The sequence below is a fragment of the Azorhizobium oxalatiphilum genome, from assembly GCF_014635325.1.
Classification (GTDB): Bacteria; Pseudomonadota; Alphaproteobacteria; order Rhizobiales; family Xanthobacteraceae; genus Azorhizobium; species Azorhizobium oxalatiphilum.
Window position 1 is genome coordinate 205,021 of the sequence record NZ_BMCT01000009.1, and the last position, 20,651, is coordinate 225,671.

21 protein-coding genes are annotated in these 20,651 nt (G+C 65.1%); all 21 read left to right on the forward strand.

The window, feature by feature from the left end:
• The first annotated feature begins 108 nt into the window (after nucleotides 1-108).
• The 21 genes from IEW24_RS24505 (at nucleotide 109) to proS (ending at nucleotide 20,646) form a co-directional block, all read left to right on the forward strand.
• Nucleotides 109-474, forward strand: coding sequence for an NADH-quinone oxidoreductase subunit A (locus IEW24_RS24505; protein WP_188583543.1), 366 nt, complete (start codon nucleotides 109-111; stop codon nucleotides 472-474).
• Nucleotides 465-1,049, forward strand: coding sequence for a NuoB/complex I 20 kDa subunit family protein (locus IEW24_RS24510; protein WP_188583544.1), 585 nt, complete (start codon nucleotides 465-467; stop codon nucleotides 1,047-1,049). Before IEW24_RS24505 ends, IEW24_RS24510 begins: the two co-directional genes overlap by 10 nt.
• A 30-nt stretch (nucleotides 1,050-1,079) precedes the next feature.
• Nucleotides 1,080-1,715: an NADH-quinone oxidoreductase subunit C gene (locus IEW24_RS24515; RefSeq protein ID WP_188583545.1), complete on the forward strand. Its 636-nt coding sequence runs from the start codon at nucleotides 1,080-1,082 to the stop codon at nucleotides 1,713-1,715.
• Between the two features lie 13 nt (nucleotides 1,716-1,728).
• The gene (locus IEW24_RS24520; protein WP_188583546.1) at nucleotides 1,729-2,937 is read left to right on the forward strand and encodes an NADH-quinone oxidoreductase subunit D; all 1,209 of its coding nucleotides are present in this window, start codon (nucleotides 1,729-1,731) and stop codon (nucleotides 2,935-2,937) included.
• Entirely contained in the window at nucleotides 2,934-3,293 is a 360-nt protein-coding gene (locus IEW24_RS24525) for a hypothetical protein (protein WP_188583547.1), read from the forward strand. Before IEW24_RS24520 ends, IEW24_RS24525 begins: the two co-directional genes overlap by 4 nt.
• Nucleotides 3,293-3,976, forward strand: a complete 684-nt coding sequence (nuoE, locus tag IEW24_RS24530; RefSeq protein WP_188583548.1) for an NADH-quinone oxidoreductase subunit NuoE — start codon at nucleotides 3,293-3,295, stop codon at nucleotides 3,974-3,976. Before IEW24_RS24525 ends, nuoE begins: the two co-directional genes overlap by 1 nt.
• A 3-nt stretch (nucleotides 3,977-3,979) precedes the next feature.
• On the forward strand, nucleotides 3,980-5,281 hold the full coding sequence (gene nuoF, locus IEW24_RS24535) for an NADH-quinone oxidoreductase subunit NuoF (RefSeq protein WP_188583549.1): 1,302 nt from the start codon (nucleotides 3,980-3,982) through the stop codon (nucleotides 5,279-5,281).
• Nucleotides 5,282-5,286: 5 nt separating this feature from the next.
• On the forward strand, nucleotides 5,287-5,496 hold the full coding sequence (locus IEW24_RS24540; protein ID WP_188583550.1) for a hypothetical protein: 210 nt from the start codon (nucleotides 5,287-5,289) through the stop codon (nucleotides 5,494-5,496).
• 11 nt (nucleotides 5,497-5,507) lie between these two features.
• On the forward strand, nucleotides 5,508-7,586 hold the full coding sequence (gene nuoG, locus IEW24_RS24545; protein ID WP_188583551.1) for an NADH-quinone oxidoreductase subunit NuoG: 2,079 nt from the start codon (nucleotides 5,508-5,510) through the stop codon (nucleotides 7,584-7,586).
• An 83-nt stretch (nucleotides 7,587-7,669) separates the two neighbouring features.
• Nucleotides 7,670-8,689, forward strand: coding sequence for an NADH-quinone oxidoreductase subunit NuoH (nuoH, locus tag IEW24_RS24550; protein ID WP_188583552.1), 1,020 nt, complete (start codon nucleotides 7,670-7,672; stop codon nucleotides 8,687-8,689).
• A 61-nt stretch (nucleotides 8,690-8,750) separates the two neighbouring features.
• Nucleotides 8,751-9,239 carry an NADH-quinone oxidoreductase subunit NuoI gene (gene nuoI, locus IEW24_RS24555; RefSeq protein ID WP_188583553.1) on the forward strand — a complete coding sequence of 163 codons (489 nt, stop codon included), beginning with the start codon at nucleotides 8,751-8,753 and terminating at the stop codon, nucleotides 9,237-9,239.
• Between the two features lie 242 nt (nucleotides 9,240-9,481).
• A complete protein-coding gene (locus IEW24_RS24560; protein ID WP_188583554.1) occupies nucleotides 9,482-10,090 on the forward strand; it encodes an NADH-quinone oxidoreductase subunit J in 609 nt (202 codons plus the stop codon).
• Between the two features lie 13 nt (nucleotides 10,091-10,103).
• A complete protein-coding gene (gene nuoK, locus IEW24_RS24565) occupies nucleotides 10,104-10,412 on the forward strand; it encodes an NADH-quinone oxidoreductase subunit NuoK (RefSeq protein WP_188583555.1) in 309 nt (102 codons plus the stop codon).
• Nucleotides 10,413-10,416: 4 nt separating this feature from the next.
• Nucleotides 10,417-12,342, forward strand: coding sequence for an NADH-quinone oxidoreductase subunit L (nuoL, locus tag IEW24_RS24570; RefSeq protein ID WP_188583556.1), 1,926 nt, complete (start codon nucleotides 10,417-10,419; stop codon nucleotides 12,340-12,342).
• A 2-nt stretch (nucleotides 12,343-12,344) separates the two neighbouring features.
• Nucleotides 12,345-13,859, forward strand: coding sequence for an NADH-quinone oxidoreductase subunit M (locus tag IEW24_RS24575; protein ID WP_188583557.1), 1,515 nt, complete (start codon nucleotides 12,345-12,347; stop codon nucleotides 13,857-13,859).
• 15 nt (nucleotides 13,860-13,874) lie between these two features.
• Nucleotides 13,875-15,305 (forward strand): NADH-quinone oxidoreductase subunit NuoN, encoded by a 1,431-nt coding sequence (gene nuoN, locus IEW24_RS24580; RefSeq protein ID WP_188583558.1) that lies wholly within the window; start codon nucleotides 13,875-13,877, stop codon nucleotides 15,303-15,305.
• A 5-nt stretch (nucleotides 15,306-15,310) separates the two neighbouring features.
• Entirely contained in the window at nucleotides 15,311-16,081 is a 771-nt protein-coding gene (locus IEW24_RS24585; protein WP_188583559.1) for a biotin--[acetyl-CoA-carboxylase] ligase, read from the forward strand.
• A gap of 8 nt (nucleotides 16,082-16,089) precedes the next feature.
• A complete protein-coding gene (locus tag IEW24_RS24590; RefSeq protein ID WP_188583560.1) occupies nucleotides 16,090-17,757 on the forward strand; it encodes a ribonuclease J in 1,668 nt (555 codons plus the stop codon).
• Between the two features lie 183 nt (nucleotides 17,758-17,940).
• Nucleotides 17,941-18,345, forward strand: coding sequence for a methylmalonyl-CoA epimerase (gene mce, locus IEW24_RS24595; protein WP_188583561.1), 405 nt, complete (start codon nucleotides 17,941-17,943; stop codon nucleotides 18,343-18,345).
• 10 nt (nucleotides 18,346-18,355) lie between these two features.
• Nucleotides 18,356-18,631, forward strand: a complete 276-nt coding sequence (locus tag IEW24_RS24600; RefSeq protein ID WP_188583562.1) for a DUF1467 family protein — start codon at nucleotides 18,356-18,358, stop codon at nucleotides 18,629-18,631.
• Nucleotides 18,632-19,323: 692 nt separating this feature from the next.
• On the forward strand, nucleotides 19,324-20,646 hold the full coding sequence (proS, locus tag IEW24_RS24605; RefSeq protein ID WP_188583563.1) for a proline--tRNA ligase: 1,323 nt from the start codon (nucleotides 19,324-19,326) through the stop codon (nucleotides 20,644-20,646).
• Nucleotides 20,647-20,651 lie beyond the last annotated feature (5 nt).

The window sequence follows — 20,651 nt, forward strand, 5'->3', positions numbered from 1 at the left end:
GCCACCCTTGTGGCGCTGCGATAAGCCTCCCCTCGTTTCGAACTCCTCCAACCGAGGCCGGCGCGTGCGCTTCAAGCGTAACGCTCTACGCGCCCCGAGGTGCGGATCATGAACGCCCTGCTCATGGACTACCTGCCGGTGGTGATCTTCATCGGCGTCTCTATGGTGATCGGACTGGCACTGCTGGTCGCCCCGTTCATCGTGGCCTATCAGAACCCCGATCCCGAGAAGCTGTCCGCCTATGAGTGCGGCTTCAACGCGTTCGATGACGCGCGCATGACGTTCGACGTGCGCTTCTATCTGGTGGCGATTCTCTTCATCATCTTCGATCTCGAAGTGGCCTTCCTCTTCCCCTGGGCGGTGACGTTCGGCGGACTGGGCCATCTCGGCTTCTGGTCGATGATGACGTTCCTCGGCGTGCTGACCGTCGGGTTCATTTATGAGTGGCGCAAGGGAGCACTCGAATGGGATTGACCCCTGCCACGACGAAGCCGCTGGTCGCGCCTGCGCCCAAGGGCATCATCGACCCCTCCACCGGCCGCCCGATCCTCTCCGACGATCCCTTCTTCCGGGAGATCAATGCGGAGCTGGCGGACAAGGGCTTCCTCGTCACCAGCCTGGACGAGCTCATCACCTGGGCGCGCACCGGCTCGCTGATGTGGATGACCTTCGGCCTCGCCTGCTGCGCGGTCGAGATGATCCACGTCTCCATGCCGCGCTATGACGTGGAGCGCTTCGGTCTCGCGCCGCGCGCCTCGCCGCGCCAGTCGGACGTGATGATCGTCGCCGGCACGCTGACCAACAAGATGGCGCCGGCTCTGCGCAAGGTCTACGACCAGATGCCCGAGCCGCGTTACGTGGTCTCCATGGGCTCCTGCGCCAATGGCGGCGGCTACTATCACTATTCCTATTCGGTGGTGCGCGGCTGCGACCGCGTCGTGCCCGTGGACGTCTATGTGCCGGGCTGCCCGCCTACGGCCGAAGCGCTGCTCTACGGCCTGCTCCTGTTGCAGCGGAAGATCCGCCGCACCGGAACCATCGAACGCTGAACGGCCGCATCGGCTGACGGGAACAGGCTCATGGACGAGACCTTGAATGATCTGGCGGCACATGTGACGGGCGCCCTGCCCGGAGCAGTGGTCGAGCACAAGATCGCCTTTGGCGAGCTGACCCTCGTTACCACGCCGGATCAGGTGCTGAAGCTGGCCGCCTTCCTGCGCGATGATCCGGCCTGCCTGTTCACCTGCATCGTGGACGTGTGCGGCGCCGATTATCCGGCGCGCGAGCAGCGGTTCGAGGTGGTCTACCACCTGCTCTCGGTGAAGCAGAACCTGCGCGTGCGGGTGAAGCTGTCCACCGACGGCCTGATCACGGTTCCCTCCGTCACCGGCATCTGGCCCGGCGCCAACTGGTTCGAGCGCGAGGCCTACGACATGTACGGCATCCTGTTCGCCAACCATCCCGAGCTGCGCCGTCTGCTGACCGACTACGGTTTCGACGGCCATCCGCTGCGCAAGGACTTCCCGCTCACCGGCTTCGTCGAGGTGCGCTACGACGACGAGATGAAGCGCGTGGTCTATGAGCCCGTGCGCCTCGCGCAGGAATTCCGCAATTTCGATTTCCTCTCTCCCTGGGAAGGCGTCGAGTACGTGCTTCCGGGCGATGAGAAGGCGGCATCCCAGCCCGGCGCCCCTGCGGCGCCGAAGGCGAGCTGAAGGAACGCGCGCCATGGCCTATACGCTCGACGCTCCCAAGACCGAGAACCCGGTCCGCAACTTCCAGATCAACTTCGGCCCCCAGCATCCGGCCGCGCACGGCGTGCTGCGCATGGTGCTGGAGCTGAACGGCGAGGTGGTGGAACGCGTCGATCCGCATATCGGGCTGCTGCATCGCGGCACCGAGAAGCTGATCGAGGCCAAGACCTATCTGCAGGCCGTGCCCTATTTCGACCGGCTCGACTATTGCTCGCCGATGAACCAGGAGCACGCTTACTGCCTCGCAGTGGAGCGTCTGGCCGGCATCGAGGTTCCGATCCGGGGGCAGCTCATCCGTGTGCTGTATTCCGAAATCGGCCGGCTGATGTCGCACATCCTCAACGTCACCACGTTCGCCATGGACGTGGGCGCGCTGACCCCGCCGCTGTGGGGCTTCGACCAGCGCGAAAAGATGATGATGTTCTATGAGCGTGCGTCCGGCAGCCGCATGCATGCGGCCTATTTCCGGCCGGGCGGCGTGCATCAGGACCTGCCGCAGAAGCTCATCGAGGACATCCGCGACTTCTGCGATCCCTATCTGAAGACGCTGGACGATCTCGACGCGCTCGTGACCGGCAACCGCATCTTCAAGCAGCGCACCGTGGACATCGGCACGGTGACGATCGAGGAAGCGCTGGCCTGGGGTTTCTCGGGCGTGATGCTGCGGGGCTCCGGCGCGCCGTGGGATCTGCGCCGCGCGCAGCCTTACGAGTGCTATTCGGAACTCGACTTCGACATTCCGGTCGGCGTCCATGGCGACTGCTACGACCGCTACGTCTGCCGCATGGAAGAGATGCGCCAGTCGATCAAGATCATGCGGCAGTGCTGCGACCGCCTGCTGAAGGAAGCGGGTCCGGTGGCCTCCACCGACCGCAAGGTGTCCCCGCCGAAGCGCGGTGAGATGAAGCGCTCGATGGAAGCGCTTATTCACCACTTCAAATTATACACGGAAGGCTTCCATGTGCCGGAAGGGGAAGTCTATGCGGCCGTGGAAGCGCCGAAAGGGGAATTCGGCGTGTATCTCGTAGCAGACGGCACCAACAAGCCGTATCGCTGCAAGATTCGCGCTCCCGGTTTCGCGCATCTCCAGTCCATGGACTTCCTGTGTCGCGGGTACATGCTCGCCGACGTTTCGGCGGTGCTGGGATCCCTCGACATTGTGTTCGGGGAGGTTGACCGGTGAAGACTTTCGCTCTGACCGCTTTTGCTTTCGTGGCCGCGCTGGGTTCCGCTCAGGCCGCCGACTATACCTACGCCCCGGCGAGCGTCGAGATCATCGCGCCCGCCACGCCCGCGGCGCCGCCTATGGCGGTGATCTCGGAAAAGCTCACGGCCGTGGCGCTGCTGAGCGATGGCTGGCAGCCCGTGCGCGCTGCTCTGGTGCCGACTTCGGGTGTGCCTGGGACCAATGGTCTCCTGGCTCATTCCGACGCCTCGGTGCTGATGCTCTACAAGAACGGCGTCTACATCTATTGCGCCGTGGCCCAAGCCGGGGGCGCCTACAACAATTGTCACGTAGCCGGCCCAGGAACTCGCTGATGTCCGTCCGCCGTCTTGCAGCCGAGCAGCCCTCAAGCTTCGCTTTCTCGCCCGAGAACGAGGCCTGGGCTGATCGTCAGATCGCCAAATATCCGGAAGGCCGTCAGGCCAGCGCCGTTATTCCGCTGTTGTGGAAGGCGCAGGAACAGTGCGGGGGCTGGACTCCAGAACCCGCCATCCGGGCTGTCGCCGACAAGCTCGGCATGCCCTACATCCGGGTGCTGGAGATCGCCACTTTCTACACCATGTTCAATCTTGAGCCGGTGGGGCGCCATTTCGTGCAGCTCTGCGGCACCACGCCCTGCATGATCCGGGGCGCGGACAAGTTGAAGGAAGTGTGCCACCGCAAGATCGGTGCCGAGCGTCACGTGACCGAGGACGGCGCGCTGTCGTGGCTCGAGGTGGAATGCCTCGGCGCCTGCGCCAACGCACCCATGGTCCAGGTGAACTTCGACTATTTCGAGGATCTCACCCCTGAGAGCCTCGAAAAGCTGCTCGACGACTTGCAGGCCGGCCGTCCCGTGACGACCGGCTCGCAGATCGGCCGGCGCGCGTCCTCGCCCGAAACGGGCCTGACCTCGCTCACCGATCCCTCGCTCTATGACCGCAAGCCGGCTGACACCGCCCCGGCCGCGGCTGATGCCGAAGCGCCCAAGCCGGGCGCCGGCGATGCGGAGGCATGATCCATGCTGCAGGACAAGGACCGCATCTTCACCAATATCTACGGCACCCATGACTGGGGCCTGAAGGGTGCGCTCGCCCGTGGCAACTGGGATGGCACGAAAGCCATTCTGGAGAAGGGGCGTGACTGGATCATTAACGAGATGAAGGCGTCCGGCCTGCGTGGTCGCGGCGGCGCCGGCTTCTCGACCGGCATGAAGTGGTCCTTCATGCCCAAGCAGTCGGACGGCCGTCCCCACTATCTGGTGGTGAATGCGGACGAATCCGAGCCCGGTACCTGCAAGGACCGGGAGATCATGCGCAATGATCCCCACACCCTGATCGAAGGCTGCCTCATCGCCTCCTTCGCCATGGGTGCGCATGCTGCCTACATCTATGTGCGCGGCGAATATATCCGCGAGCGCGAGCAGCTCGAGGCGGCCATCGACCAGGCCTATGAGGCCCGGCTGATCGGCAAGGACAACATCCACGGCTATCCGTTCGACCTCTATGTGCATCACGGTGCCGGCGCCTACATCTGCGGCGAGGAAACCGCGCTGCTGGAGAGCCTTGAGGGCAAGAAGGGCATGCCGCGGCTGAAGCCGCCGTTCCCGGCCAACATGGGCCTCTACGGCTGCCCGACGACGGTGAACAACGTCGAGTCCATCGCGGTGGCGCCGGAAATCCTGCGCCGCGGTGCCTCGTGGTTCTCGTCCATCGGCCGGCCCAACAATGTGGGCACCAAGCTGTTCGGCATCCTTGGCCATGTGAACACCCCGTGCGTCGTCGAAGACGCCATGGGCATCACGTTCAAGGAGCTGGTTGAGAAGCACGGCGGCGGCATTCGCGGCGGGTGGGACAATCTGCTGGCGATCATCCCCGGCGGCGCGTCCTGCCCGGTGGTGACGGCGGAGAATTGCGAGGAGCTGATCCTCGATTTCGACGGCCTGCGTGCGGTGAAGTCGAGCTTCGGCACCGCCGGCGTGCTGGTGATGGACAAGTCCACGGACATCGTCCGCGCCATCGCCCGCATCTCCTACTTCTTCAAGCATGAGAGCTGCGGCCAGTGCACGCCGTGCCGTGAGGGCACGGGCTGGATGTGGCGCGTGCTGAACCGCATGGCCGAAGGTCGTGCCCAGAAGCGCGAGATCGACCAACTGCTGGAAGTGACCACCCAGATCGAAGGCCACACCATCTGCGCGCTGGGCGATGCCGCCGCGTGGCCGGTGCAGGGCCTGATCCGGAACTTCCGCCACGTGATCGAAGCCCGGATCGACCAGTATGCGGCCAACCCGCATCCCGATCCGGTGCCCGTGGCGGCGGAGTGATTTGAATGCCTGAGGATTCCGCCAACCTCGTCCTCGCTTACATGCGCCGCTTCGATGAGAAGCTGGATCGTGTGATCGATGATGTGCGGGATCTGAAGGTTCGCGTGACTGCGGTTGCAGAAAATCTCGCTGGCGTGCAGCGCCGGTTGGACCGTGTTGGGGCTCGCCTCGACCGGATCGATACGCGGCTCGACCTCGTCGTAGCGCCGCACTGAGGATCGGATTGATGGCCAAGATCGTCGTCGACGGCACGGAAGTCGAAGTCCCCGCGGAGTACACGCTGCTCCAGGCCTGCGAGGTCGCGGGCGTCGAGATCCCGCGTTTCTGCTTCCACGAGCGCCTGTCGATCGCGGGCAACTGCCGCATGTGCCTCGTCGAAGTGAAGGGCGGTCCGCCCAAGCCGACGGCGTCCTGCGCCATGGCGGTGAAGGACCTGCGCCCCGGCCCGAACGGCGAGCCCCCGGTGGTGCTCACCAAGAGCCCGATGGTGAAGAAGGCCCGCGAAGGGGTGATGGAGTTCCTGCTCATCAACCATCCGCTGGACTGCCCCATCTGCGATCAGGGCGGCGAGTGCGACCTGCAGGACCAGGCCATGGCCTATGGCGTGGACTCTTCGCGCTTCGCGGAGAACAAGCGCGCCGTCGAGGACAAGTATATCGGTCCGCTGGTGCGGACCTCCATGAACCGCTGCATCCACTGCACCCGCTGCGTGCGCTTCTCCACGGAAGTGGCCGGCGTGCCGGATCTGGGCGCCATCGGCCGCGGCGAGGATATGGAGATCACCACCTATCTCGAGCACGCCATGCGTTCCGAGATGCAGGGCAATGTGGCCGACCTGTGTCCGGTGGGCGCGCTGACCCACAAGCCCACTGCCTTCCATGCCCGTCCGTGGGAACTGGCGAAGACCGAGGCCATCGACGTGATGGACGCGGTCGGCTCCAACATCCGCATCGACACCCGTGGCCGCGAGGTCATGCGCATCCTCCCCCGCACCAACGAGGCGGTGAACGAGGAGTGGATCTCGGACAAGACCCGCTATGTGTGGGATGGTCTGAAGACCCAGCGTCTCGACCGGCCCTACGTGCGGGTGAACGGCCGCCTCGCGCCCGCCACCTGGCAGCAGGCTTTCGATGCCATCGCCGCCAAGGTGAAGGGCACCAACGGCAAGCGCATCGGCGCCATCGTCGGCGACCTCGCTAACGTGGAAGAGACCTTCGCGTTCAAGCAGCTGATGGGCAAGCTGGGCTCGCCCAACATCGACTGCCGGCAGGATGGTGCTGCGCTCGACCCGTCGCTCGGCCGCGCCTCCTACATCTTCAATCCGGGTATCGCCGGCATTGAGGAGGCGGACGCCATCCTCCTGGTCGGCACCGATCCGCGCCACGAGGCGTCCATCGTCAACGCTCGCCTGCGCAAGCGCTGGCGGCAGGGCGGCCTGAAGATCGCCCTCGTGGGCGAGCGGGTCGATCTGACATACCCCTATGAATATCTGGGCGCCGGCCCGGAAAGCCTGGCCGAGCTGACCGGCAACGGCACCTTCGCCGACGTGCTGAAGGGCGCCGAGCGTCCGCTGGTGATCGTGGGGCAGGGGGCACTGGCCCGCGCCGACGGCGCCGCCGTGCTCTCGCTCGCCGCCCGCGTGGCGGTGGCCGCTGGTGCGGTCAAGGACGGCTGGAACGGCTTTGCCGTGCTGCACACGGCGGCCAGCCGCGTGGGCGCGCTGGACCTCGGCTTCGTGCCGGGGGAGGGCGGTCTCGGCACGGTGGCGATGACCAATCCGGGCGCGCAGGACGTTGTGTTCCTGCTCGGCGCGGACGAGGTGGATGTCGCCCCCGGCACCTTCGTCGTCTACATCGGCACCCATGGCGATCGCGGCGCGCACCGCGCCGACGTGATCCTGCCGGGCGCCGCCTATTCGGAAAAGTCCGGCATCTATGTGAACACGGAAGGCCGTCCGCAGTTCGCCAACCGCGCGGCCTTCCCGCCCGGCGAGGCGCGCGAGGACTGGGCGGTGCTGCGTGCGCTCTCCGAGGTGCTCGGCCAGAAGCTGCCCTACGACAACCTGTTCGCGCTGCGCGCCGCGCTGGTGGAAGCCCACCCGCACCTCGGCCGCATCGATCAGGTGGAGCCGGTGGACGCTTCGACGGTGGCTGCGCTCGCGGCTGTCGGCGGCGCCACCGACAAGGCGGCCTTCGTGCCGGCGATCCGCGACTTCTATCTCACCAACCCCATCGCGCGCGCTTCGGCCGTCATGGCCGAATGCTCGGCTCTGCGCCTCGGCGGCACCGCCGTGGCTGCGGAGTGAGCGCGATGCGGGCTGGACATCAAATCGACCGCGGGTGCCGGGCTGATGCCCGGGCCGGCCGGAACTGAGGGCGAGTAGAACCCATGAGTTGGCTGGACACCCTGATCCATGTGCTCATCATCCTGGCCCAGAGCCTCGGGCTTCTGGTCGGGCTGCTGATCGTCATCGCCTATCTGCTGCTGGCCGATCGCAAGATCTGGGCGGCGGTGCAGATGCGGCGCGGCCCCAACGTGGTGGGCCCGTTCGGCCTGTTCCAGTCCTTCGCCGACCTTCTGAAGTTCGTGCTGAAGGAGCCGGTGATCCCGTCGGGCGCCAACAAGGTGGCCTTCCTGCTGGCCCCGCTCGTGACCTGCGTGCTCGCGCTCGCGGCCTGGGTGGTGATCCCGCTGGCGGACGGCTGGGTGGTCGCCGATCTCAACCTCGGCACGCTCTACATCTTCGCCATCTCCTCGCTCGGCGTGTACGGCATCATCATGGGCGGCTGGGCTTCGAACTCGAAGTACCCGTTCCTCGCCGCCCTGCGTTCCGCTGCGCAGATGGTGTCCTATGAAGTCTCCATCGGCTTCGTGATCGTCACCGTGCTGATGTGCGCCGGCTCGCTCCAGCTTTCCAAGATCGTGGAGGCGCAGGACACCTCGCTCGGTCTGTTCGGCTGGTACTGGCTGCCGCTGCTGCCGATGTTCGTCATCTTCTACGTCTCGGCCCTGGCCGAGACGAACCGTCCCCCCTTCGACCTCGTGGAAGCGGAGTCGGAGCTGGTGGCCGGCTTCATGACCGAATACGGCTCGACCCCCTACCTGCTGTTCATGCTCGGCGAGTACGTGGCCATCGTGACCATGTGTGCGCTTGCCACGATCATGTTCCTCGGCGGCTGGCTGTCGCCCATCCCGTTCGCGCCCTTCACCTGGGTTCCAGGCATCGTCTGGTTCCTGCTGAAGGTCTGCTTCATGTTCTTCCTGTTCGCCATGGCGAAGGCCATCGTGCCCCGCTATCGCTACGACCAGCTCATGCGCCTCGGCTGGAAGGTGTTCCTGCCGATCTCGCTGGTGGCCGTCATCGTCGTGGCGTCGGTTCTCTTCTTCACCGGGAATGCGCCCCAATGAGCATGCCCGGCATCCTGAACGTTTCCTTGTCTGACCGCCTCGCGGTGGCAGGAGAGAGGCCATGAGACTCGATCAGACCGCCCGCGCCTTCTTCCTGACGGAACTGGTTTCCGGCTTCATGCTCGCCATGCGCTACTTCTTCGCGCCGAAGTCGACCATCAACTATCCGTTCGAGAAGAACCCCATCTCGCCGCGCTTCCGGGGCGAGCATGCGTTGCGCCGCTATCCCAATGGCGAAGAGCGCTGCATCGCGTGCAAGCTGTGCGAGGCCATCTGCCCCGCGCAGGCCATCACCATCGAGGCCGGCCCGCGCCGCAATGACGGCACCCGCCGCACCACGCGCTACGACATCGACATGGTGAAGTGCATCTATTGCGGCTTCTGCCAGGAAGCCTGCCCGGTGGATGCCATCGTGGAGGGGCCGAACTTCGAGTTCGCCACCGAGACCCGCGAAGAACTTTATTACGACAAGGAAAAGCTGCTGGCGAACGGCGACCGCTGGGAGCGCGAGATCGCGCGCTCCATCGCCGCGGACGCCCCTTACCGCTGAGGCGAGGGGAGGGCGCTTCGGCGCCCGGCAGGACACCGGAAGGTGTCGAGGAAAGAGCGCGCCTCCGGCGCGAAACGAGCGGCGGGCCGAGGGCTCGTCACGGTCAATGACACGGTGCTGGCCTCCCGCCGGTGCCCCGAAAGTGGACTTGAGGCGATGGGCACGGGCACTCGACAGGCCGGCCGGCGAATGCGGCTGGAAAAGATCGACGCCTGCGCGTCGCGGAAAGGGGAGCTCGGCGCATGAGTTTCGCGGCAGCGTTTTTCTACCTCTTTGCCGCCGTGCTGGTGGGGTCGGCCTTCATGGTCATCTCCTCCCGTAACCCGGTCTATTCGGTCCTGTTCCTCATTCTCGCCTTCGTGAATGCGGCGGGCCTCTTCATCCTGCTCGGGGTGGAGTTCCTCGCGCTGATCCTCGTGGTCGTCTACGTGGGCGCGGTGGCGGTGCTGTTCCTGTTCGTGGTGATGATGCTGGACGTGGACTTCGTCGAGCTGCGCCAGGGCTTCCTGCAGTATCTGCCGGTGGGCGCCATCGTCGGCCTGATCTTCCTGGCCGAACTGGTGCTGGTCGTGGGCACGTGGATCTCCGGACCCGGCGTGACCGTCACCAAGACCGCCGTGATGACCTATCCGAAGGGCAACACCCATGCCATCGGACAGGTGCTCTACACGGACTATATCTACTTCTTCCAGATCGCCGGCTTCGTGCTGCTGGTGGCGATGATCGGCGCGATCGTGCTGACGCTGCGCCACAAGGCGAATGTGAAGCGCCAGAACATTTCCGCCCAGGTCAACCGGATGCCCGAGGACGCCATCAAGGTCGTCAAGGTGCGTCCGGGCCAGGGCATTTGAGGAGCCGGGCGCCATGGAAATCGGGCTGTCCCATTATCTGACCCTCGCGGCCATCCTGTTCACACTGGGCACGCTGGGCATCTTCCTCAACCGGAAGAACGTCATCGTCATTCTCATGTCGGTGGAACTCATCCTGCTGGCGGTGAACATCAACCTGGTGTCCTTCTCGGCCTTCCAGGGCATTATCGTCGGCCAGATCTTCGCGCTGCTCGTGCTGACAGTCGCGGCCGCCGAGGCCGCCATCGGCCTCGCCATCCTCGTGGTGTTCTACCGCAATCGCGGTTCGATCGCCGTCGAGGACATCAACGCCATGAAGGGCTGAGGGCATGTATCAGGCCATCGTCTTCCTGCCGCTCATCGGCTTCCTCATCGCCGGCATCTTCGGCCGCGTGCTGGGCCCGCGTCCGTCCGAGATTGTGACGACCGCGTTCCTGTTCATCGCGGCGCTGCTGTCGTGGATCACCTTCTTCAGGGTCGGCATCGGCGGCGCGGATACCCGCGTGCAGCTCATGCACTGGATCTATGTGGGCGACCTCAAGATCGACTGGGCGCTGCGCATCGACACCATGACCTCGATCATGCTGATCGTGATCACCTCGGTGTCCTCGCTGGTTCACCTCTACTCCATCGGCTACATGCACGAGGATCCGAGCCGCCAGCGCTTCTTCTCCTATCTGTCGCTCTTCACCTTCGCCATGCTGATGCTGGTGACGGCCGACAACCTCGTCCAGCTGTTCTTCGGCTGGGAAGGCGTGGGTCTGGCTTCCTATCTGCTGATCGGCTTCTGGTACGAGAAGCCCTCAGCCAACGCCGCCGCCATGAAGGCCTTCGTGGTCAATCGTGTGGGTGACTTCGGCTTCATGCTGGGCATCTTCGCCATCTTCGTGATGACCGGCGCGGTGAATTTCGACACCGTATTCGCGCAGGCCCCCGGCCTCGCCGGCAAGACCATCCACTTCCTCGGCCATCACTGGGATGCGCCGACCGTGCTGGCCCTGCTGCTGTTCATTGGCGCCATGGGCAAGTCGGCGCAGTTCACCCTGCACACCTGGCTGCCGGACGCCATGGAAGGCCCGACCCCGGTGTCGGCGCTCATCCACGCCGCCACCATGGTGACGGCGGGCGTGTTCATGGTGGCGCGCATGTCGCCCATCTTCGAGCTGTCGCCGACCGCGCTTGATGTCGTCACCATCGTGGGTGCCACCACCGCCATGTTCGCGGCGACAGTCGCGCTGGTGCAGAACGACATCAAGAAGGTGATCGCCTATTCGACCTGCTCCCAGCTCGGCTACATGTTCGTGGCCATGGGCGCCGGGGCCTATTCCATCGGCATGTTCCACCTGCTGACGCACGCCTTCTTCAAGGCGCTGCTGTTCCTCGGGGCCGGCTCGGTCATCCATGCGATGCACCATGAGCAGGACATGCGGCACATGGGCGGGCTCTGGAAGAAGATCCCCTTCACCTACGGCGCCATGATGATCGGCACGCTGGCCATCACCGGCTTCCCGTTCCTCGCCGGCTATTACTCCAAGGATGCGATCATCGAGGCGGCCTATGCCAGCCACTCGCACTTCTCGGTCTATGGCTACTGGATGACGGTGATCGCCGCCGCGCTCACCAGCTTCTACTCGTGGCGCCTCGTGTTCCTGACCTTCCACGGTCATCCGCACGACCATCACCACTATGACCATGCGCACGAGAGCCCGCTGGTCATGACCGTGCCGCTCGCCGTGCTGAGCGTGGGTGCGGTGATTGGCGGCTTCGTCTTCTACCCGCTGTTCGTCGGCCACGACGTGGAGCACTTCTTCCGCCACTCCATCTTCATGGGCGCGGAGAACCACATCCTGCACGCCATGCATGAGATCCCGAAGTGGGCCGTCTACATGCCGACCCTGATGATGGTGATTGGTTTCGCGGTGGCCTACTGGTTCTACATGGTGGATCGCCGGGTGCCGAAGGCGCTCGCGAAGAGCCAGGACGCGCTGTACCAGTTCCTGCTCAACAAGTGGTACATCGACGAGCTGTACAACTTCCTGTTCGTGCGCCCCGCTCTCTGGATCGGCCGCACGCTCTGGAAGAAGGGTGACGGCATGCTGATCGACGGCCTCGGCCCGAACGGCATCTCCGCCCGCGTGCTGGATGTGACGGGCCAGGTGGTCCGCATGCAGACCGGCTACCTCTACCATTATGCGTTCGTGATGCTGGTCGGTGTCGCCGCCATCATCACCTGGTTCATGTTCGCCGGAGTGTGATGATGTCCGACTGGCCGATCCTCTCCGTCGTCACCTTCCTGCCGCTGGTGGGTGCGCTCTTCATCTTCGTCGTGCGCGGCGATGATGAAGTGGCGGCCCGCAATGCCCGCTGGGTGGCCTTGTGGACCACGCTCGTCACCTTCCTGGTGTCGCTGCTGCTGCTGCCGGGCTTCGATGCCGCGGCCCCCGGCTTCCAGTTCGTGGAGAAGAAGCCCTGGCTGGGCGAGATCGCCGCCTATCACATGGGCGTCGACGGCATCTCCCTGCCGCTGGTGATCCTGTCCACCTTCCTCATGCCCTTCTGCATCCTGGCGAGCTGGGAGAGCGTGAAGAAGCGCGTGAAGGAGTACATGATCTGCTTCCTGGTGCTCGAGACCCTCATGGTCGGCACCTTCTGCGCGCTGGATCTCGTCCTCTTCTACTTCTTCTTCGAAGCCGCCCTGATCCCGATGTTCCTGATCATCGGCGTGTGGGGCGGGGCGCGGCGCATCTACGCCTCGTTCAAGTTCTTCCTCTACACGCTGCTCGGCTCCGTGCTCATGATGCTCGCCATCATGGCCATGTACTGGCAGGCCGGCACCACCGACGTGCCCACCCTGATCCAGCACGGCTTCCCGGCGCAGATGCAGACCTGGCTGTGGCTGGCCTTCTTCGCCTCCTTCGCGGTGAAGATGCCCATGTGGCCGGTGCACACCTGGCTGCCCGACGCCCACGTGGAGGCGCCGACCGCCGGCTCCGTCATCCTGGCGGGCGTGCTGCTGAAGATGGGCGGCTACGGCTTCATCCGCTACTCGCTGCCCATGTTCCCTGATGCGTCGCACTATTTCGCGCCGCTGGTGTGGACGCTCAGCGTGGTGGCCGTCATCTACACCTCGCTGGTGGCGCTGGTGCAGGAGGACATCAAGAAGCTGATCGCCTATTCGTCCATCGCCCACATGGGCTTCGTGACCATGGGCATCTTCGCCATGAACGAGGCGGGCCTGCAGGGCGCCATGTTCCTGATGATCTCGCACGGCTTCGTGTCGGGCGCGCTGTTCCTGTGCGTCGGCGTGATCTACGACCGGCTCCACACCCGCGACATCTCGGCCTACGGTGGTCTTGCCAAGCGCATGCCGCTCTATGCCGGCGCTATGATGGTCTTCACCATGGCGAACGTGGGCCTGCCGGGCACCTCGGGCTTCGTGGGCGAGTTCCTCACCATGTTCGCCGCCTTCCAGAAGAACACCTGGGTGGCCTTCTTCGCGGCGACGGGCGTCATCCTCTCCGCCGCCTATGCGCTGTGGCTCTACTGGCGGGTCATCTTCGGCCCGTTGGAGAAGGAGAGCCTCATGAAGATGAAGGATCTCACTCCGCGCGAGATCGTCATCATGGTCCCGCTGGTGTTCCTGACCATCCTGTTCGGCTTCTGGCCCGCGCCGGTGCTGGACATGACCTCCCATGCGGTGAACTTCGTCGTTGCCCGTACCGAGACAGCCGCCAGTGCCGCAAAGACCGCGGCCCTGCTGCTCAGCCACTGATCCGAGGCCCGTCCGATGCCTTCCGTTCTGCCTCCTCTTGGTGCGGTCCTTCCCGAACTGCTGCTGGCCGTCTCCGCCATCCTGCTGGTGCTGATCGGCGCCATTCAGGGTGAGAAGTCGGCCAATCTCATCAACGGGCTTGCCATCGCCGCGCTGGTTGCGGCGGGCGTGCTCGTGCTGCTCCAGCCCGGCACGACGGTGGTGGCCTTCCATGGCTCCATGCTGGTGGATCCCTTTGCCCGCTTCATGAAGGTCATCGCGCTCCTCGGCGCGGCGGCCTCCCTCGTGATGTCGGTGGACTGGCTCAGCCGGGCGCAGCAGGCGCGGTTCGAATATGCCGTGCTGGTGGTGCTGGCCTCGCTCGGCATCTGCATCCTGATCTCTGCCGGCGACCTGATCGCCCTCTATCTCGGCCTCGAGCTGATGAGCCTCTCGCTCTATGTGGTGGCGGCCATCAACCGGGACTCGGTGCGCTCCACCGAGGCCGGCCTGAAGTATTTCGTCCTCGGCGCGCTGTCCTCGGGCATGCTGCTGTACGGCGCTTCGCTGCTCTATGGCTTCACCGGCTCGGTGAACTTCGCCGAGATCGCCAAGGTGGCGACCCAGCCCAGCCTCGGCCTGATCTTCGGCATCGTGTTCCTGTTCGCCGGCCTGTGCTTCAAGGTCTCGGCCGTGCCGTTCCACATGTGGACGCCGGACGTGTACGAGGGCGCCCCGACCCCGGTGACGGCCTTCTTCGCCACCGCGCCGAAGGTTGCGGCCATGGCGGTGTTCGTGCGGGTGGCCATCGAGGCGCTGCCCAACGTCACCCATAGCTGGCAGCAGATCGTCACCTTCGTCTCCATCGCTTCCATGGTGCTGGGTTCGTTCGCCGCCATCGGTCAGCGCAACATCAAGCGCCTGCTGGCCTATTCCTCCATCGGCCACATGGGCTTCGCCCTCGTGGGCCTGGCGGCGGGAACGCAGGAAGGCGTGCGCGGCGTGCTGATGTACATGGCCATCTACGTGGTCATGACCCTCGGCTCCTTCACCTGCGTGCTGGCCATGCGTCGCGACGGCCGGGCGGTGGAAACCGTGGACGATCTGGCGGGCCTGTCCCGCACCCGTCCGCTGATGGCGCTCCTTTTAGGGGCTCTGATGTTTTCTCTGGCGGGCATTCCCCCGCTGGCCGGATTCCTCGCGAAGTACTATGTGTTCGTGGCGGCGATCCAGGCGGGGCTTTATGCTCTCGCGGTGATCGGCGTGGTTGCGTCGGTGATCGGCGCCTACTACTACCTCCGGGTGGTGAAGATCATGTACTTTGACGAACCGGCCGAGGCGTTCGATGGGATGCCCGGCGAGCTGAAGGCGGTTTTGGGGCTTTCCGGCCTCTTCACCATCTTCTATTTCGTCTATCCGGCTCCTCTTATCGAGGCTGCGGGCGCTGCGGCGCGCGCGCTCTTCTGAAAACGATGGCGGCACAAAGGTTTCAAAGTTCGACCATCCCAATCGTCCGCTTCGCGGAGATCGGCTCCACCAATGCGGAGGGCCTTGAGCGCCTGAGCCGCGGCGAAGCCATGCCCGCTTGGCTGGTGGCGGACATCCAGACGTCCGGCCGCGGCCGGCGCGGGCGTCCGTGGACCAGTGAGCTGGGCAATCTGTTCGCCACCCTCGTGCTGCCGAACCCGGCGCCGGTGGCCAACCTCGCCCAGCTCTGCTTCGTGGCGGGGCTGGCCCTGCGCGATGCGGTGGTGGCGGCAGCGCCTCTGCTGTCGCTGGATACGCTCAAGCTGAAATGGCCCAATGATCTGATGCTGGACGGCGGCAAGCTGGCCGGCATCCTCGTGGAAGGCGGGTCCGACCGCTACGGCCGCCCGGCTGCCGTGATCGGCTTCGGCGTCAACTGCCTGCACCATCCCGAAGGCCTGCCCTACAAGGCGACCAGTCTGGAGGAGGCCGGCGCGCCGACGGCGCCCGACCGCCTGCTGGAAGCACTCGACCTTGCCATGGCCGTGCGCCTCAACCAGTGGAACGCCGGCAACGGTTTCCCGTCCATCCGCACCGAATGGATGCGCTATGCCCTCGCCATCGGCGATCAGGTGAGCGTCAAGATCGGCGAGCGGGAAGTGACCGGCCGCTTTGAAAGCATCGACAATCGTGGCGCCATGATGCTGCGCCGCCGCGACGGGATCGCGGAAATTGTGACGGCGGGCGATGTCTCGCTGCAACCGAAAGTGGATTGACCCTACATATGGCTGACAATAACGAGCTCGTCTTCGCGCCTCTCGGGGGGGTGGGCGAGATCGGCATGAATCTCGGCCTGTACGGGATTGGACCGCGCCGCCAGCGCCAGTGGCTCATCGTCGATCTCGGCATGAGCTTCGCGGGCGAAGAGGCGCCGGGCGTCGATCTCGTGCTGCCCGACATCCGGTATCTGGAAAGCGTGAAGGGCCGCATCGCCGGCCTCGTGCTGACCCATGGTCACGAGGACCATGTGGGCGCCATGCTGGACCTGTGGCCGCGCCTCGAGTGCCCCGTCTACACCACCCGCTTCACCGCCGCTCTGCTGGACGCCAAGCGCCTGCAGGAGCCCGGCGCGCCGAAGATCCCGATCGAGGTGGTGGCCTCCGGCGGCAATGTGCAGATCGGCCCGTTCAATGTGGAATTCGTCCCCGTGGCGCATTCCATTCCGGACAGTCATGCGCTCGCCATCCGCACCGAGGCGGGCCTCGTGCTGCACACCGGTGACTGGAAACTCGATCCGCATCCCGGCGTCGGCCACGTGACCGACTCGGCCCGCCTTCAGGCCCTCGGCGACGAGGGCGTGCGGGCCATGATCTGCGATTCCACCAACGCCATCCGCGATGGCGTCTCACCGTCCGAGGCGGACGTGGCGGCAACGCTGAAGGACGTGGTGGCCAAGGCGAAGTATCGCGTGGCCTTCACCACCTTCTCCTCCAACGTCGCCCGCGTGCGCGCCATTGCGGAAGCGGCCTATGCCAACGGCCGCGAAGTGGTGGTTGTGGGCCGCGCCATGGAGCGCGTCATCGGCGTTGCCCGCGAGCAGGGCATGCTGGACGGCATCCCGGCCTTCCGGGGCGCGGAGGCTTTCGGCTTCCTGCCGCGCGACAAGGTGGTCGCCATCCTCACCGGCAGTCAGGGCGAGCCGCGCGCTGCGTTGAGCCGCATCGCCACCGACGATCATCCCGAGATCGCGTTGTCCCATGGCGATCTCGTGGTCTTCTCCTCGCGCACCATTCCCGGCAACGAGAAGGTGGTGAACACCGTCATCAACGGGCTGGTGAAGCGCGGCATCAAGGTGATGACCGACAAGGACGGCATGGTGCACGTGTCCGGCCATCCGCGCCGGGGCGAACTGGAGCAGATGTACAAGTGGGTGCGCCCGCAGGTCTCCGTGCCCGTGCATGGCGAGCCGCTGCACCTCTCCGAGCATGCGGCCCTCGCCAAGGCGCTGGGCGTGCCGGAAGTGGTGAACTGCGCCGATGGCCATGTGATCCGCCTTGCCCCCGGTCCGGCTGACCGGGTGGAAGAGGTGCCCCACGGCCGCCTCTACAAGGACGGCCGCCTGCTCATCCCCGACACGGCCCGTACCATCCCGGAGCGCCGCCGCCTTGCCTATGTGGGCGTGGTGTCCGTGGCGCTGGCCACTGACGGCAAGGGCAACATGGTGGGCGATCCCTCCGTGGAGATCAGCGGCGTTCCGGAGCGCGGGGAGGGGAGCGTGGACATGCTCGACCTCATCCTCGACACGGTGGTGACGACCTTCGACGGCCTGCCCAAGGCTCGCCGCCGCGATCCCGAGGCCTTGTCCGACTCGCTGGAGAAGGCGGTGCGCGGGGCGGTGAACGGGGCCTGGGGCAAGAAGCCGGTCTGCCACGTCCATATTGTCGAGGTCTGATCCTCGCGGAGCACATCCTGACTTCAGAGTGAGAAGGGGCGGATTGATTCAATCTGCCCCTTCTCACTTTCGGGGCGATATAGTGCCGTCCGCATAAGGGACGGCTGGAGGCGGGGCCGATCAGGTGAAACACTCTGATCGGTGCATCTCCTTCACAATCGCACCGCCCCGGGGAGGACAGGAATGATCGGACGCCTGAATCACGTCGCCATCGCGGTGAAGGACATCGCCGCCGCAACCGCGCTCTATCGCGACACCATGGGGGCGAGCGTCTCCGAAGCGGTGGAACAGCCGGCGCACGGCGTCACAACGGTTTTCATCAACCTGCCCAACACCAAGATCGAGCTGCTGGAGCCGCTGGGCGAGAATTCCCCCATCGCCAAGTTCCTGGAGCGCAATGCGGACGGCGGCATCCACCACATCTGCTACGAGGTGGATGACATCCTGGCCGCCCGCGACCGGCTGAAGGCGGCAGGCTCCCGCGTGCTGGGCGACGGCGAGCCGAAGATCGGCGCCCATGGCAAGCCGGTGCTGTTCCTACATCCGAAGGACTTCAACGGCACGCTGGTCGAGCTGGAGCAGGCCTGAGGGCGCCGCCATGGGTATCGGCTCCATCCTCGCCATCTATTTCATCATCTGGTGGCTGTGCCTGTTCGCGGTGCTGCCGTTCGGCGTGCGCTCCCATGCGGAAGCGGGCGTGGCGCCCCATCCCGGCGGCGATCCCGGCGCGCCCGTGCGTCTGGGCCTCATCCGCAAGATGCTGGCGACCACGCTGCTGGCAGCGGTGGTGACGGCTGGCGTCATCTTTCTGGTCCGCAGCGGCGTGGTGCGCCTCGAAGACCTGCCCATGCCGTTCGACGCCAAGGGCTATTGAGCCCGGCGCGGTTACGGCAGGGGAGGGCGCCCTGCGTGCGGGGCGCTCTCATGGGCTGAGTCGATGGGGACTCGGGGAGGCCCCCCTGGGCCGAACTGTCCAATTGCGGGCGGCGATGGACGGGCGCATCCTGCCGGTCGTAGTCGCGTTCCGGGATGTGCCTGGGGCGCCGGAAGTGCGTGCGCCAAAGAAAAAAGGCGAGACCGGATGTCTCGCCTTTTTGAGGATTAGCACTGTTTTGCGGAAGTCTGCGGGTGCCGCCGCATCTTCCAAATGTGCTGCCGTTCCGAATTGTCTCGCACTTAAGGGCGGTCGTCGGTCGGCTTGTTTTTGTTTTTCAATTCCTCCCGAGACCTGGACCCTCATGCCTGAGCCTTGCGGCGCAGGGACGGTCCCCTTTCTTGTGGCGAGGAGACGTTAGAACAAGAATCATGCGTTTGTCATCCTTGCGCCGCAATACTTGGAATGTTGCATCGCAACATGGGTGCGGACTGACAACAGCAGATCGCGAGAAATGAAAATCGGCCGTCAACGCTCGATTTTCATTGCAACTGCTGGCGCGGCAGGGATTACGGGGCGGTGGCGCGGGCGCCGGAAAGCCGAACGGACGGGCCGGGCTTGTGTTTTGCGAGGCGTTCCGCTTTCTCTGCTGCCAGAAAATTTTCTGAAAACCCGAACTTCCGAGTCGTCCGATGCGCCTGTCCCGCTACTTCCTGCCCATTCTCCGCGAGGTTCCCAAGGAAGCGGACATCGTCTCGCACCGCCTGATGCTGCGCGCCGGCATGATCCGGCAGGAAAGCGCCGGCATCTACGCCTGGCTGCCGCTGGGCCTGAAGGTGCTGAACAAGATCTGCAACATCATCCGCGAGGAGCAGAACCGCACCGGCGCGGTGGAACTGCTGATGCCCACCATCCAGTCGGCGGACCTGTGGCGCGAGAGCGGCCGCTACGACGACTACGGCAAGGAAATGCTGCGCATCAAGGACCGGCACGAGCGCGACATGCTGTTCGGCCCCACCAACGAGGAGATGATCACCGAGATCGTCCGCGGCTCGGTGAAGTCCTACAAGAGCCTGCCGCTGAACCTCTACCACATCCAGTGGAAGTTCCGGGACGAGGTGCGCCCGCGCTTCGGCGTCTACCGCTCGCGCGAATTCCTGATGAAGGACGCCTATTCCTTCGATCTGGACGCGGAGGGCGCGCGCCACTCCTACAACAAGATGTTCGTCGCCTATCTGCGCACGTTCGCGCGCATGGGCCTCAAGGCCATTCCCATGGTGGCTGACACCGGCCCCATCGGCGGCAACCTCTCGCATGAGTTCATCATTCTCGCCTCCACCGGCGAGAGCGAGGTGTTCTGCCATGGCGACTATCTGGAGAAGGCGCCGCCTCCCGCAGATGTGAACTTCGACGATGCGGCCGCCATGCAGGCGCTGGTCGACGACTGGACCACGCTCTACGCCGCCACCGAAGAGAAGCACGACACCGCCGCCTTCGCAGCGATTCCCGCGGAACGGCAGATGGCTGCGCGCGGCATCGAGGTGGGCCACATCTTCTATTTCGGCACCAAATACTCCGAGCCCTTCAACGCCAAGGTGCTGGGGCCGGACGGCGCCGAGAAGCTCCTCCACATGGGTTCCTACGGCATCGGTCCGTCCCGTCTCGTGGCCGCCATGATCGAGGCCTCCCATGACGAGCAGGGAATCATCTGGCCGGACGCGGTGGCGCCCTTCCAGGTGGGCATCCTCAACCTCAAGGTGGGCGACAGCGCCGTGGATGCGGCCTGCGCCGATCTTTACGCCAAACTAACCATGGCTGGTGTCGAGGTATTGTACGACGACACGGACGAGCGGGCCGGCTCGAAGTTCGCGACCGCGGACCTGATCGGCCTGCCGTGGCAGATCCTGGTGGGGCCGAAGAGCCTCGCCGACGGCAAGGTGGAACTGAAGCGGCGTGTGGACGGCTCGCGTGAGCTGGTTACGCCCGCAGAGGCATTCGAGAGGCTCAAGGGATGACGGGA

Bases quoted from the DNA above. Each gene is read 5' to 3' on its own strand.
- IEW24_RS24505 (WP_188583543.1), top strand. From the start codon at position 109: ATGAACGCCCTGCTCATGGACTACCTGCCGGTGGTGATCTTCATCGGC.
- IEW24_RS24510 (WP_188583544.1), top strand. From the start codon at position 465: ATGGGATTGACCCCTGCCACGACGAAGCCGCTGGTCGCGCCTGCGCCC.
- IEW24_RS24515 (WP_188583545.1), top strand. From the start codon at position 1,080: ATGGACGAGACCTTGAATGATCTGGCGGCACATGTGACGGGCGCCCTG.
- IEW24_RS24520 (WP_188583546.1), top strand. From the start codon at position 1,729: ATGGCCTATACGCTCGACGCTCCCAAGACCGAGAACCCGGTCCGCAAC.
- nuoE (WP_188583548.1), top strand. From the start codon at position 3,293: ATGTCCGTCCGCCGTCTTGCAGCCGAGCAGCCCTCAAGCTTCGCTTTC.
- nuoF (WP_188583549.1), top strand. From the start codon at position 3,980: ATGCTGCAGGACAAGGACCGCATCTTCACCAATATCTACGGCACCCAT.
- IEW24_RS24540 (WP_188583550.1), top strand. From the start codon at position 5,287: ATGCCTGAGGATTCCGCCAACCTCGTCCTCGCTTACATGCGCCGCTTC.
- nuoG (WP_188583551.1), top strand. From the start codon at position 5,508: ATGGCCAAGATCGTCGTCGACGGCACGGAAGTCGAAGTCCCCGCGGAG.
- nuoH (WP_188583552.1), top strand. From the start codon at position 7,670: ATGAGTTGGCTGGACACCCTGATCCATGTGCTCATCATCCTGGCCCAG.
- nuoI (WP_188583553.1), top strand. From the start codon at position 8,751: ATGAGACTCGATCAGACCGCCCGCGCCTTCTTCCTGACGGAACTGGTT.
- IEW24_RS24560 (WP_188583554.1), top strand. From the start codon at position 9,482: ATGAGTTTCGCGGCAGCGTTTTTCTACCTCTTTGCCGCCGTGCTGGTG.
- nuoK (WP_188583555.1), top strand. From the start codon at position 10,104: ATGGAAATCGGGCTGTCCCATTATCTGACCCTCGCGGCCATCCTGTTC.
- nuoL (WP_188583556.1), top strand. From the start codon at position 10,417: ATGTATCAGGCCATCGTCTTCCTGCCGCTCATCGGCTTCCTCATCGCC.
- IEW24_RS24575 (WP_188583557.1), top strand. From the start codon at position 12,345: ATGTCCGACTGGCCGATCCTCTCCGTCGTCACCTTCCTGCCGCTGGTG.
- nuoN (WP_188583558.1), top strand. From the start codon at position 13,875: ATGCCTTCCGTTCTGCCTCCTCTTGGTGCGGTCCTTCCCGAACTGCTG.
- IEW24_RS24585 (WP_188583559.1), top strand. From the start codon at position 15,311: ATGGCGGCACAAAGGTTTCAAAGTTCGACCATCCCAATCGTCCGCTTC.
- IEW24_RS24590 (WP_188583560.1), top strand. From the start codon at position 16,090: ATGGCTGACAATAACGAGCTCGTCTTCGCGCCTCTCGGGGGGGTGGGC.
- mce (WP_188583561.1), top strand. From the start codon at position 17,941: ATGATCGGACGCCTGAATCACGTCGCCATCGCGGTGAAGGACATCGCC.
- IEW24_RS24600 (WP_188583562.1), top strand. From the start codon at position 18,356: ATGGGTATCGGCTCCATCCTCGCCATCTATTTCATCATCTGGTGGCTG.
- proS (WP_188583563.1), top strand. From the start codon at position 19,324: ATGCGCCTGTCCCGCTACTTCCTGCCCATTCTCCGCGAGGTTCCCAAG.